Source organism: Shewanella sp. Iso12 (assembly GCF_012030025.1).
Taxonomy (GTDB): Bacteria; Pseudomonadota; Gammaproteobacteria; order Enterobacterales; family Shewanellaceae; genus Shewanella; species Shewanella algae.
Window position 1 is genome coordinate 244,897 of record NZ_JAAUHW010000003.1, and the last position, 12,182, is coordinate 257,078.

Sequence of the window (12,182 nt, forward strand, 5' to 3'; positions counted from 1 at the left end):
GCTTTCCTGTTAATGAAATTGGAGGTTACAGAGGCTGTCAGAGCTTGGCAGTTACAGACAGGGCCACTGACCCAAGAGTTCCAGCTCAGCAAAGTCCAGACAAGGTTTGTGCCCTTGGCCGACAATAATATCGCGTCCGAAAGGCGCCTGAGTATCCAGTCCGGGGGCTTCGTTGGGGGTCAAGAGGGCACTCACCGCCTCCAGATCGGTAATTCCCAGAGAAGATTCCAGGCTGGAGCTCAATAGGGCACGCACGCCGGCCGCTTCGGCCTGTTCGATCAGGGTTTGCAGTCTGGTTAAGCTGCCGAGCAACATGGGTTTAAGCACCAGCGCCGTGAGACCGCTCGCGAAGTCATTGCAGTCAGGTACAAACTCACGTTGCAGCAGACTTTCATCCAGGGCATAGCGGATCCCTGTGGCCTTGAATAGGGCCGGGTTATCGTCGGCGCGGCGGCAGGGTTCCTCAATATATTCAATGCTGGCCTTGGGCAGACAAGCGCAAAAATCCACTGCTTGCTGATACTCAAAGCCCTGATTGGCATCCAGCCTGAGTTTGAGATGAGGTTTGGCGGCCAATACAGCATGGATCAGTCTGAGCTCCTGCTCCATGCTGGTCTGGGCGACCTTGATCTTGGCTCTGAGAATCGTATCGGGAAGCGCCGCCAGCCTTTGTTGCAGCAGCGCCAGTGGCTCTTCTTCCCTGTGATAGATGAGTGGAATGGTTTCAAAGGCCGGCCAACGCTGTGGCAGTTGTCCCTTGAGTTTGGCATCGAGCAGACTTAGCCCCCAAGCGAGCGAGGGATACTGACAGGCATCGGCCGCCTGACTCAACTCCAGCTCTTTGGCTGCCAGTGCTGGCATCAGCGCCAAGGCTGCTTCTGTCACCTCCGCCAGCGATTCACGGCTGAAACCCAGCAGTGGCTCGCCGTTGGCATCAAGGCCGCTCAAGGGGGCGACTTCCACAAAATGCTTTTCATTGCCGCAACTGGCTTTGATAACCAGCCCGGCTCTCTGTTCGATTCTTTGCTTGCCCACAGGTAGTGAGGTTTCCAGCGGTAGCCTATAGCGGGCCAGTGACAGTGAGTCTGGATGCATCATTCACCCCTTGAAATCGCGTTCAGGGCGCCTTTGAGCGCCGTGGCAAAAGCGCCGGGTTGGGCCTGATGGCTATTATGGCCCGCATCGGCAATGGTATGCAGCTTGAATCCGGCTTGTGGCTGCCAGGCCTTGGCGAGAGCGCTAAACTTGGCATCCTGCTCCCCTAGGTAGTAGTGGCTTGGGCAGGCAAGCTTGGCCGGCACCTGGCGCAGATCCTGTTGCAGTGCCAGTGAGGTGGCCTGGTAACAGTTGATTAGGCCAAGCGGCTGCTGATGGCGGCGTTTTTCGATTAAACGTTCACGCTCGGCGCTTGATAGGTCGGCAAATACCGCTTGCTGATACCAGAGGGCCAGCACTTGTTCAATCGGCATAGTGTTAAAACGTTCGGCCCACAGCTTATCGGCCATCGCCCTCTGCCGGCGTTCATCATGGGATAACAGGCCAGGATGACAGGACTCAAGATGCAGGCTCAGCAGCGCCTCGGGCCAGGTTTGAGCTAGATGCAGCGCGATACGGCCACCAAGCGAGTATCCCAATAAGTGAAAGCGTGGGATGCCAGCCTTGAGCAGTGTATGACGCAGCAAGGCAACACAGTCACTGAAGCCCGGGCTGTCGATTTGGATATCACAGCTGCGGCCATGGCCCGGGAGATCGACCGCAATACAGTAGTAGTCCTGACTCAGGTGCGGCAGCAACTCGCGCCAATCATGGCTGCTGCCGAGAAAACCGTGCAGCAGCACCAAAGGCGGCTGGGTTGCTGAACCCTGAGTCGTTGTGGCTAACATCAGCTTTGCTTTACCCATTGGCCTATGCTGGCTATCTGGTCGCTGGCCTGGGTTTGGCTGATGCAAACCTCAATAACCGAGGCGCCGTTATAGTTGAGCGCTTCACTGTAGGCATCCATAAAGCCCTGGAAGTCTTCTACCCTATTGTAGGGCAGGCCAAACATGGCTGCGCCATAACCAAACTCCAGCCCGTGGCTTAATCGGTAATAGTGAGCCCTTACTTGCTCGTCCGGTACCGGCAGGATATTGAAGATATTGCCGCCATCATTGTTGAGTATCACTATCACCAATGGCCCCTGAGCCTGGCGTGCCAGCGCCAGAGAGTTGAGGTCGTGCAGCGCCGATAGATCACCGAGCACCAAGGTGGTGGCCTGGCCCTTGTGGTTGGCGACGCCACAGGCACTGGCCAGCAGGCCATCTATCCCCGAAGCGCCGCGGTTGGTATAGGTGATGGCGGCGCAGCAACTGATGGGCGCGAACATATCGTAAAGTCGCACCGGTAAGCTGTTACCGATAAAAAGCTGCTGCTCGCCGGTTCGGATTGCCGCTATGGCCCTGATCACCTGGGCCTCACCGAACTCGCCGTTATCGATTTGGCGTACAAAGAGCTCATTGAGCGTCTCATTCTGGGCGGTGAGCTCCAGCGCCCAATTGGCGGAGGACGAGCGTGGCCACTCAAGCGCGGCTATCTGCTGTAGCTCTGCCAGCCAGATCTGCTTGGGTTTATGGCTGGGATCCAGGCGCATCTGCTGCGGCAATACTTGCCAATATTGGTGCCAGTTCTGCTGTTCAAGATAACTTATCAAGCGTTTCGACAGTAGGCGTCCACCAAACACCAGTGCCCGGTCGGCCTGTTGCAGCAGGGCTCGGCCCTTGGGGTTGAGCAGCAGTTGGTCGACATTGCCTATTGCGGCAGGATGTTGGCGCAGCTGAGACTGGGCATCTGTCAGCAGCGGCCAACCGAGTTTGCTGGCCAGTTCGACCAACTTTTGTGGATTATCGGCACTATCCAGGGTGCCGGCGATGATAACACCCTTGCCGTGAACAAAACGCGCCATGGTATCCCAACTGGGGACTTGTCCCATGCCTACAGCTGCATATTGGTTATAGGGTGTGCTTACCTGTTGCCAGCTCGCCAAAGGTTGTAGGTAGTGCTCTATGGCCTGGCTTCTGGGGGCATCCAGGCTGCTTGGGTACAGCGGCTCACGATACATACAATTGATGTGGACCGGCATGCTTTGGTTGGCCACGGCTTCATCAATCTGAGTTAGCAGTGCCTGAGGGGCTATGGCCAGATCCGGTGTTGGCAGGTTCAACTGCTTGGCATATTGGCCGAAAATCGCCGGTTGGAGTATGGCTTGGTTGGCGCCGCAAGCTATCAGCTCAGGCGGTCTGTCGCCGGAAAGCACGACCAAGGGGACTTGAGTCAACCAGGCCTCAACGATGGCCGGATACAGGTTGGCAACGGCCGTACCCGAGGTGGTGATAATGGCCACCGGAGCCCGACTGGCCTTGGCGAGCCCGAGCGCCATAAAGCCCAGTCCACGCTCATCGAAGTGCAGGTGTTGTTTTAGTTTGTCCTGGCGGGCGGCTGCCAGCGTCAGGGGCGTGGAGCGCGAGCCCGGCGCCATGCACACATGCTGAGCCCCAAGGCGTGCCAGTTCTTCAAGTATGAGGGAACCCCAAAGGAGATTGAGTTCGGCGTGAGAATTGATTTGCATAAACAGCTTACCCAGTATCGAATGCTCATTAGTGTACCGCTTTTGGCAGCGCTATTGTATGAACTCTTGGGCAAATCTGTCTGTATACCTCAAGGCCAAAGATCGGCTGAGATCGGGTTCAGATTGATATGGCAAGCCTACAGCAAGGTTCCGCTCACCAAACGCAGTTGTGAGCGAATCCATTCCAGATCCGGGTCTTGCTGGCCGCTGGGGCTGAGCAGTGTCAGAGTCAGTGGCTCAGTGACATTGAACAGCCGGGTGGTTTCCATTTCCGACAGTTTGCAAAGGTGTAGCAGGGGTTCTTCGCCCAGCAGATCGAATACTGCCTTATAGGGCACCAAAGCCACCGCCTGAGAGGCTTCCAGATAGGCACTCAGGGAGGAGATGCCGGTGATGGTCATCTCGACATTTAAATCCAGATTGTTGATCCGGCAGTAGTCTTCAAATGGGCTCAGGCTGTTGGGCCCAAGGCCCAGGTCTGTATTGATATAGGGATACTCGGCTATGGTTTCCAGTGTCAGTTCACGGGACAACAGCGGATGATTCTTGTTGCAGATAAGGTAAAGGCTATCCAGCTTTCTCAAGGCTTCTATCTGTAACTTATTGCCGATTGCCAGTAAATCCTGCGGGTAATGGCAACTGCAAAGCCCGGCACTGATGTTGCCGTCTATTATTCCTTGCAATGAGTTGCAGCCCCAGGAGTTCAAATTGATATGCAACTGCTTGTTCTGTTGTTTAATGGCCTGCATCAAGGCTTTTGGGTAGGCGTAGGATATCAGCCCGGGGGTGACCAGCTCGAAGTTTTTGTTTCCAGCCAAGGTTGGGTTTCCAAGATGATTGAAGCCCTTGGCACAGTCGACTATTTCTTTGGCAATAGGGTAAACCTTGGCTGCAAATTCATTTGGAATAAGGCCATACTTCTTTCTTAAAAATAGCTCGTTACCAAAAATAGATCTGGCAGTTTTTAAACAACGGCTTATTTTTGGTGCGGGTACATTTAGAATTTTGGAAACATGTGTTGCAGACTTGTTCTCATATAAGCTAACAAGAATGGAAAGACTAAGAATATCCAGTTTTTCAAAGTCAATATGGTTCATCTGCAATACTCCTTTAGTGGTACCCTCGATATCTATATTAACCAGTTTTTTCAGAAAAAATAATTTTATTCGAAGCTATTTTTGATTCTGTATTCTAGATCACTAAATGCTGGGTTTTAGGTTAATTAAAGGTTGTATGTGAGAGGGATTCTCATTACGCCTGCATATTTCAAATAGTGAAATAGTGTATTTTCAAATATCGTTTTATCTAAATTAAATTTCTTATTTTTAGCAGTTTGTTTTCTAGAAAATGGCAATGTAGTCAGTGTCTTATGTTTTGTTTTTTCAGTCTTTCTCCGGATGGTTATTTGATGATGATCAAAATTTATATTGCTGTAGATAGTAATAATTCAACTGCGCAATAAGCGCATTAAAAACTAAAAATGATGTTTGGAGGGTTATATGGATACTTCAGTTATTCTAAGTTATGCCTTTATCTACTTCGTGCTTTTTATTGCAGTACCATTCGTGCTGGTGGTATTTGTGATGACATGTATCAAGTTCTTTAAGTCAGACGAAAAAAACGCCGAAGCGATAAAGCTCAAGAATCGGTTCTTTGACAAACAGAGTTTAGACTTTTTTAAATCTCTGAAGTCTTTAACCAATGGTCGATACGAAGTTTGCAGCAATGTAGCTTTGGAGTCAGTGGTTGATATTGACCCACATGCGCCTGCAAGTCACTCACGTCTGGACTATGTATTGATAGATCAGAATTCTTCAGAAATAAAAATGGTAATTTCAGATTTCAGTGATGCTGAAAGTGCCAATTCAAAGAGCCTACTCGAAAAACTCAACGTTCGCCTCATCGATATGAAACGCTCCAATCCCCTGGATGCACAGCATCTTGAGCAGATGTTGACGGCTTAGGCTGCAATAACGGGTGGCGGTGCTGCGCTGCCACCCTTGAGTCCCTGTTAGATCCAATTGAAAGTGAGGACCCGAGATGTCCAGTATTCGATGGCGTGCAATATTAGGCGCGGCCTCTTTGACTTGTTTGTTGGGAGTGAGCGGCGTTGTCTATGCCGAGACCGCGTTGAAAATCAACAGTGATCCCTGTGTGAAGTGCCACAAACGTAATGGCTTAATGCAGGGACACCATGGCCAGGATCAGCTCAATATGAGTTGCAGTACCTGTCATGGCGAAAAAGGAAACCATCCAAGAAAGCCCAATGATTTAAGGGTATTTACTCCTCAGGAAGGGATTGCACCTGCAACCCAGAATGCCACCTGTCTCAAGTGTCACCAGCCGCAGAAATTGGCTGAAAAAGAGTGGACCCACAATGTTCACGCCGACAAGTTGAGCTGCGCCGCCTGCCACAAGCTGCACCCGTTGGACGATCCAATGAAACAAGCAACAGGCAAACAGCACAGTAAGTTGTGCCGCGACTGTCATACGGCCAACTAAGGGGTAAGAGTAATGGAAAATTCCAGAAGACGTTTTTTAAAAGGGGGCTGTGCCCTGATGGCCGGTGCCTCTCTCTATCCATTGAGTGGCAATGAAGCGGTTGCCAGTGCCGATCATGACTCGGGCATCAATTATGCCCTGCTCCATGATGAAACCAAGTGTATTGGTTGTAATGCCTGTAGTGACGCCTGCCGGGAAGTCAACCAGGTACCTGAAGGGGTTTCCCGGTTGGAGATTATTCGCACCGGCCCTTACGGCGAATACCCGAACCAGTTTTATCACTTTAGCCGTAAGTCTTGTCAGCACTGTGAAGACGCGCCTTGTGTCAACGTCTGCCCAACAGGTGCGGCGTTCAAGGACAAGAAAACCGGCATAGTGACGGTCGACGCCTGGAAGTGTGTCGGTTGTCAGTACTGTATTGCGGCTTGCCCCTATCAGGTGCGCTTTATCAACCCTGTTACCAAAGCGGCCGACAAATGCGACTTCTGCCGTGAGACTCAACTCAAGCAGGGTAAACAGCCGGCCTGTGTGGAAGCCTGCCCAACCAAAGCCTTGGTATTCGGTAACCTGAAAGATCCGAGTTCAGAAGTGGTGCAGATGATTCGGGCCAACCCAACCCAGAGATCCAAGGTCGATCTCGGCACCCGGCCCAAGCTGTTCAAGATTGTGGCCAAACAGGGGGAGATTAAGCTATGAGTCCTTTTCATTTTGATACTTTGGTTTGGCACTGGCCCATTGCGTTTTATCTGTTCTTCGCCGGGGTTTCGGCGGGCGCCATGTTCTTTGCCGTGCTGTTGAAAAACCTTTGTCTGAAGCAGGATGCCTGGCGTTCCGGCTTTGTCCAGGCAGCTTGTTTGGTGGCGCCGCTCACTGTGATGGCGGGCTTGGGGATCTTGGTTATCGACCTGACCAAGCCGTTCCATTTCTGGAAGATTCTGGTGTTCTATAACCCCACTTCAGTGATGTCCATCGGGGTGATGATCCTCATGGTTTACATGGTGTTCATGTTTGCCTGGATTGTCATGGTATTCCGTCAACCGATAGATGACTGGTGTGAGCAACGTTTCCCCGTAGTGCTTAAAGTGACCGGATTTTTGGCCAAGCATGAGCCCAGTTTGACAGGTCTGTTGCTGATCTTCTCCCTGGCGCTGGGGGCCTATACCGGCTTCCTGCTGTCGGCTCTGCCCGGTTACCCCATGCTGAAGAACCCGGTATTGCCTCTGCTGTTCCTGATCTCCGGTTTGTCTTCCGGTGCGGCAGCGTCTCTGCTTGGTGGTGTGCTGCTCAAGGGTAATCCTGACGGCAAGGAAGTGCACTTTATTCACAAGATAGAGATCCCTCTGATCCTGGTGGAAATTGCGGTGATCTTCACCTTCTTCGCCGGCTTGGTACTCACCGGTGGCCAAAGCAAAGTCGCGGCCTTCAATGCCATAGGGGAAGGTTTCTGGGGCTGGGTGTTCTGGCTGGGGATCCTGGGTTGTGGTCTCTCTATTCCACTGGCCATGAATCTGTTTATGACCGCCACGGCCAAGCGTAAATGGTCTTATGTGGCTGCGACAGCAACCCTGAGTCTGTTGGGGGTCATTTTGCTGCGCCACTTCATCCTGTACACAGGACAAATGACGATTGCTTAACCCCCATAAAAAGGAAAATGTGATGTTGAAAAAAATGCTTCTGATGATGGCTCTGGGTTTCTCCGGTTCGCTGCTGGCGGCCCCAATTGCCGATTCCCACACGGAAATGTCTGGCTGCGAAGCCTGCCATAAAGATGGTTCGCCTTCCGCCGACTATGCCTTTGAAAACGAGCAATGTGCTTCCTGTCACGGTGATATGAAGTCGCTCGAAGGTGAGGCTCACAAGAAACATGATGGCGTGCTCAGCTGTACTGACTGTCATACAGCTCACGAAGAAAAAGACCCGGCAGCGGGTTGCAAAGACTGCCACTGATAAGAGGTTAAGGAATGCGGCGGCTTTGCAGTTAATAACAAGCACCGCCGCATCCTGAAGCAGCGTTTTTACGTTGCTGACAAGGAAGTGATTGGGCAGGAAGCCACTTTGTTATTGCGCCTTTGACGCATTTCCCGATCCTCCACGGGACTCGCCACCTATTGAGCACGCGGGTGGCTTTTCTTGGTTTTAGTTCACTGGTTATTAATCCACTCGCTCATCACCACATGGGTTTTAATCTTCACTATCTCGGTGTGAGTATCGATATATTCGCGGATCTCATGCAGCCGCCGCATGGATGGGGTTTTGACAAACACCAGCAGATCCATGTCGCCTGAGATACCATGGCAGGTCACGACTTCCGGAATTGCATGAAACACATGCACTACATCGCTGCAGCGGGGGCACTTGTGCTGAATTTCAAAGTAAGCACTCACTGCTTCTTTTTGAGATTCGCTGAGTAGCAGCTGGTAACCGCGGATTACACCGTTTTGCTCTAGCTTCTTGATCCTGTCCGAGACAGCGCTGCGGGACAGCGACACTTCGGCTGCCACATCTGAAATGCTCCGACGGGCGTTTTTTTTAAGCGCATTAATGATTGCTTTATCGAACTTATCCATGCTACCTGACATTTTGAGTATTTTTTGCTGATTTGCCGTCATTTCGTCGGCCTAAAAGCCGTATTTGACGGAAACGAATGACAGAAAGTCTGCCGGAGAACGACTATACTGGCGCCATTCAAGATACTGATAATTTAGCAGATGAATCAAGTTACAGGAACCATAGGACGCTGGCAGGGCGCCGGCTTAATGGCCACCACATTGTTGGGTACCGGGGTGTTTATTTTGCCGCAGATGACGGTCGCCAAAGCCGGTAGTGGCGCCTTGTTGGCCTGGGCTTTGCTGACCCTGGCCATTATCCCGGTGACCCTGGTGTTTGCCCGTCTGGCCAGTCGTTTCCCTCACGCCGCCGGGCCGGCGTATTTTGTCGAACGAGCCTTTGGCCGTACCCTGGGCCGCACCATAGGCCTGAGCTTTTTGATGGCTGTGCCTATCGGTGCGCCCGCCGCCATTTTGATGACTTTCCAATTCGTTAATGCGCTGGTTCCCGTGTCCGGCTGGGTTCAGGTGGGCTGCGAACTCTTGGTTCTGCTCGGGCTCTGGCTACTCAATCTCAGAGGGATTCAGGTTTCTGCCAAGGCGCAATTTGCCCTGACACTGGGAATTGTGGCCGTGGTGGTAATGATGTTCGGCGCCGGTGGTGCCAAGGCCGGTGAATTGGTGTCTTTGACTGCTCATTCCACTCCCGATTATGACGGCGTGATGCTGGCGATAGGCATCGCCTTCTGGAGTTTCCTCGGTGTGGAGGCCATGACCCACTTGGCCAACGATTTTCGGCGCCCGGATCGGGACTTGATCCCCGCCATGGTGATAGGGGTGATTTTGGTCGGCGCGGTTTATCTGGCCTGTACCTTGCTGTTATTGCTGGTGGAAGTGGATACCAAGGTCGCCATGATAGGCGCGTTCGATACCCTGCTCGGCGGATACGGCGCTCAGGTGATAGGTGTGCTGGGTATTGCCAGTGGTCTGGCGGCGGTTAACGTTTATGCCGCCAGTGTATCGCGGCTGCTTTGGAGCTTCAGTACCGAGGGGATATTGCCGGCCTGGTTCCGTGAGCGTAACAGCTATCAGGTGCCGGTCAGAGCCTTGTCGGCCGTGCTGGGTGTGATGGGGCTGGTGATAGTGCTGACCTATATTTCAGGCCAACAGCTTGAGCAGCTTATTGCGTGGAGTAACGGGGTATTTGTGGTGATCTATCTCTTGTCCATGCTGGCAGCCATTCGCTTGCTGAGCAAACGCTACCTGCCTTTGGTACTGCTAAGCTGCGCGCTTTGTGTTTTGCTGGCGTTTGCACTCGGCAGCGCCATGGCCTACGCCCTGGGGTTGCTCTGTGTGCTGGCTGTGTTGTTGACACTGCAACAGCAGTGGCAGAAACGCCAATTGCCGCCGGTGATCCCTATGCAATAAAAGCGCGCAATAAAGGGCGGGTTCAGTCTGAGTTGCCAGTCATGGCCTGGTTGCGCAGCTGGATCAGCTCAGAGTGTTTGAGATACAGCAGATCGGCACAGCGGCGGATGATCTGGTCTTCGTAGCGGCACAGCTCGCCGTCGGCATAGGCCACACGCCACATCGCCAGGATCAGCTGCTGCTTCTGCTCAAGGGTAAAGCTATCATTGATGGCTGAGGTGAACTCAAACAGTGAGGTGGCATCGTGACGGCTTTGTTTTGCCTCAACTATCAGCTCGGCCGCCGCTTCGGCGGCTATACCCAGCGTTTGTTCCAGAAGTTCGGGTAACAGCTGGGCCTCGGTGCCGGACATCTCCTCATCGGCATAAACCACTTCCAACAACATGCTGGCGGCTGCCAATTCCAGTTGTTTCTGCTGTTCCTGCGGGGATTTGCTCTGCTGATGGGCATTCAAAAACTGCTTGAGTTTGGCGATCATAGGCTTCTCTTGTCAGTTGGCTCAGTGTTGGGCTAACCCTGTTGGCTCTGGGAGTGTCGGGCCGCGCGGTTTGCGGCTTGGGCAGGGTGAAAACCAGCCTTGCCGATGCGCGCTTTAACCGGGCGGCCACATTTTTTAGACGCCATCAGTGGCCGCGGGTTCCCCTTTGATAGTGTGAACCGCTTTACAGCAATGAGCCCAGCCCCTTGACCAGGAGATCGGCTGTGCCTTCGCCACCGCTACTTTGCAGGTAGTTTTTGACTATATCTATCATGGGCGCAGCCAGCTCTTTGGAGATCCCAAGTTTGGCAAAGGCATCATAGACCATGGCGCTGCCCTGTAGAGAGTTACCCAGGTCGCCGGCTTTTGACAAAAGGCCCGTCATCCCTGAGGTGCCATCCAGCTTGGGCGCTGCGGCCAGCAAGCCATCAATACCGGGAATGCTGTCGGCAATGGGAGAGAAAGATTCTTGCCCCAATGAAGTCTTGGCCAGTCCGAGCAGGCTGCCAAGGCCACCTTCGGCCTGGGTTTGAGTCAGACCCAGCTGTGACATCACGGTGCCAACCAGCTCACTGTTTTGAGTGGCGGTCTGAGTATTGGTGGCCGTATCGGCTTGTGTCTGGGTGTTGCTGGTGAGTTTGTCGAACCAACCGGCCTGCGCTGGGGCCGCCAACAGTGATCCCACGATTACGGCTGCAGTGATATAAGCTTTCATTTCTGCTTTCCTGTGCAAATAAAAGGTCTTCTGGGGCCATATTCTAGTCTTATCTCAGTCGTCGATGCACGGCTTTTGCGTGACAGGCGGTCGTTTTGCTGTATTTCATTTGTGCATTGGCGCGTGAATTTGGGTATCCTTGGCGTCTATCTTGATCCTTTAATTACAACCTTTTTGGGAAAGCTGCATGTCTCTGTCTGCCATCCTGACCGAAGCTTATAACTTCTTCCGTAATCATATCGTTCAGCTGGCGATGCTGACCGTTCCCTTACTGCTGTTGCAGGTGGGTATTCAAATGTGGCTCGGTGCCGAGCTGCTAAATGCCGATCCTGAAAATCCGCAGTTCGGCACTCCTCATATGCTGGCAGTGATCGCCTTGATGGTGATCTTCTCAGTGCTTATCGCGGCGTTGACGCTATTTATGGAGCTGCGTACCGAAGGCATGCAGCCCAGTACAGGCCAGGTGTTGAAATCCAGTCTGGCATTTGTGCCTGGGCTGATGTTGGCCGGAGTGTTCTCCGGAATGGCGATCGCGGCGCCGACTATGATCCTGGCGGCCATAGGGCCGATTTGGATCCTGGGGATGGGGATCAGCCTGTATCTGTTTGCCCGCCTGGCCTTTGTTAACTTTATGGTAGTGGTCGAGCGCATGAGCCCGTTGCAGGCCATCAAGGCCAGTTTTGAGTTCAGTAGCGGGCTCACCGGCACGACAATCTTGGTACTGCTGAGCTATTTTCCGCTGCTGCTCATCGGCAGTGTGCTGTCGCAACTGGGACAGGCTGGTGGTATGCCACTGCAGTTGGTGGTGGATACCTTTGTGGCTTTCATTGGTTTATTCGTCAATGTAGCCTTGTTCCGCCTTTATCGCGTTGCCCGTAAGGGCCGAGCTTGAATCTTCTTTGCTAGCCG

14 protein-coding genes are annotated in these 12,182 nt (G+C 52.8%); 7 read left to right on the forward strand and 7 right to left on the reverse strand.

The window, feature by feature from the left end; genetic code table 11:
* Positions 1-51: 51 nt before the first annotated feature.
* From menC to HCX89_RS07820, 4 genes are all read right to left on the reverse strand, one after another.
* Complete coding sequence (menC, locus tag HCX89_RS07805; protein ID WP_240539428.1) at positions 52-1,098, reverse strand: o-succinylbenzoate synthase; 1,047 nt, start codon at positions 1,096-1,098, stop codon at positions 52-54.
* Positions 1,095-1,883, reverse strand: a complete 789-nt coding sequence (menH, locus tag HCX89_RS07810; protein WP_025010741.1) for a 2-succinyl-6-hydroxy-2,4-cyclohexadiene-1-carboxylate synthase — start codon at positions 1,881-1,883, stop codon at positions 1,095-1,097. The genes menC and menH overlap by 4 nt, the downstream gene beginning before the upstream one ends.
* Positions 1,883-3,604: a 2-succinyl-5-enolpyruvyl-6-hydroxy-3-cyclohexene-1-carboxylic-acid synthase gene (gene menD, locus HCX89_RS07815; RefSeq protein ID WP_096142128.1), complete on the reverse strand. Its 1,722-nt coding sequence runs from the start codon at positions 3,602-3,604 to the stop codon at positions 1,883-1,885. Before menD ends, menH begins: the two co-directional genes overlap by 1 nt.
* A 137-nt stretch (positions 3,605-3,741) precedes the next feature.
* A complete protein-coding gene (locus HCX89_RS07820) occupies positions 3,742-4,422 on the reverse strand; it encodes a LysR family transcriptional regulator substrate-binding protein (RefSeq protein WP_157771182.1) in 681 nt (226 codons plus the stop codon).
* A 681-nt stretch (positions 4,423-5,103) separates the two neighbouring features.
* Here HCX89_RS07820 and HCX89_RS07825 point away from each other — a divergent pair.
* From HCX89_RS07825 to HCX89_RS07845, 5 genes are all read left to right on the forward strand, one after another.
* Positions 5,104-5,568, forward strand: coding sequence for a hypothetical protein (locus HCX89_RS07825; RefSeq protein WP_025010743.1), 465 nt, complete (start codon positions 5,104-5,106; stop codon positions 5,566-5,568).
* 76 nt (positions 5,569-5,644) lie between these two features.
* On the forward strand, positions 5,645-6,106 hold the full coding sequence (locus HCX89_RS07830; RefSeq protein ID WP_044735454.1) for a nitrite reductase: 462 nt from the start codon (positions 5,645-5,647) through the stop codon (positions 6,104-6,106).
* A gap of 12 nt (positions 6,107-6,118) precedes the next feature.
* Positions 6,119-6,802 (forward strand): 4Fe-4S dicluster domain-containing protein, encoded by a 684-nt coding sequence (locus tag HCX89_RS07835; RefSeq protein ID WP_025010745.1) that lies wholly within the window; start codon positions 6,119-6,121, stop codon positions 6,800-6,802.
* Positions 6,799-7,740 carry a cytochrome c nitrite reductase subunit NrfD gene (gene nrfD, locus HCX89_RS07840; RefSeq protein ID WP_167715608.1) on the forward strand — a complete coding sequence of 314 codons (942 nt, stop codon included), beginning with the start codon at positions 6,799-6,801 and terminating at the stop codon, positions 7,738-7,740. Before HCX89_RS07835 ends, nrfD begins: the two co-directional genes overlap by 4 nt.
* Before the next feature lie 22 nt (positions 7,741-7,762).
* Positions 7,763-8,053 carry a cytochrome c3 family protein gene (locus tag HCX89_RS07845; protein WP_025010747.1) on the forward strand — a complete coding sequence of 97 codons (291 nt, stop codon included), beginning with the start codon at positions 7,763-7,765 and terminating at the stop codon, positions 8,051-8,053.
* A 194-nt stretch (positions 8,054-8,247) separates the two neighbouring features.
* On the opposite strand, the gene HCX89_RS07850 is transcribed toward HCX89_RS07845, so the two are convergent.
* On the reverse strand, positions 8,248-8,673 hold the full coding sequence (locus HCX89_RS07850) for an Lrp/AsnC family transcriptional regulator (protein WP_028780007.1): 426 nt from the start codon (positions 8,671-8,673) through the stop codon (positions 8,248-8,250).
* Between the two features lie 141 nt (positions 8,674-8,814).
* Between HCX89_RS07850 and yjeH the strand changes: the two genes are divergently transcribed.
* A complete protein-coding gene (gene yjeH / locus HCX89_RS07855; RefSeq protein ID WP_028780008.1) occupies positions 8,815-10,080 on the forward strand; it encodes an L-methionine/branched-chain amino acid transporter in 1,266 nt (421 codons plus the stop codon).
* Positions 10,081-10,102: 22 nt separating this feature from the next.
* On the opposite strand, the gene HCX89_RS07860 is transcribed toward yjeH, so the two are convergent.
* Positions 10,103-10,558 carry a TerB family tellurite resistance protein gene (locus tag HCX89_RS07860; protein ID WP_028780009.1) on the reverse strand — a complete coding sequence of 152 codons (456 nt, stop codon included), beginning with the start codon at positions 10,556-10,558 and terminating at the stop codon, positions 10,103-10,105.
* Positions 10,559-10,742: 184 nt separating this feature from the next.
* A complete protein-coding gene (locus tag HCX89_RS07865) occupies positions 10,743-11,273 on the reverse strand; it encodes a DUF2780 domain-containing protein (RefSeq protein ID WP_096142126.1) in 531 nt (176 codons plus the stop codon).
* A 187-nt stretch (positions 11,274-11,460) separates the two neighbouring features.
* Here HCX89_RS07865 and HCX89_RS07870 point away from each other — a divergent pair, with 187 nt between their 5' ends.
* Complete coding sequence (locus HCX89_RS07870; protein WP_025888906.1) at positions 11,461-12,165, forward strand: hypothetical protein; 705 nt, start codon at positions 11,461-11,463, stop codon at positions 12,163-12,165.
* The last annotated feature ends 17 nt before the right edge of the window (positions 12,166-12,182 follow it).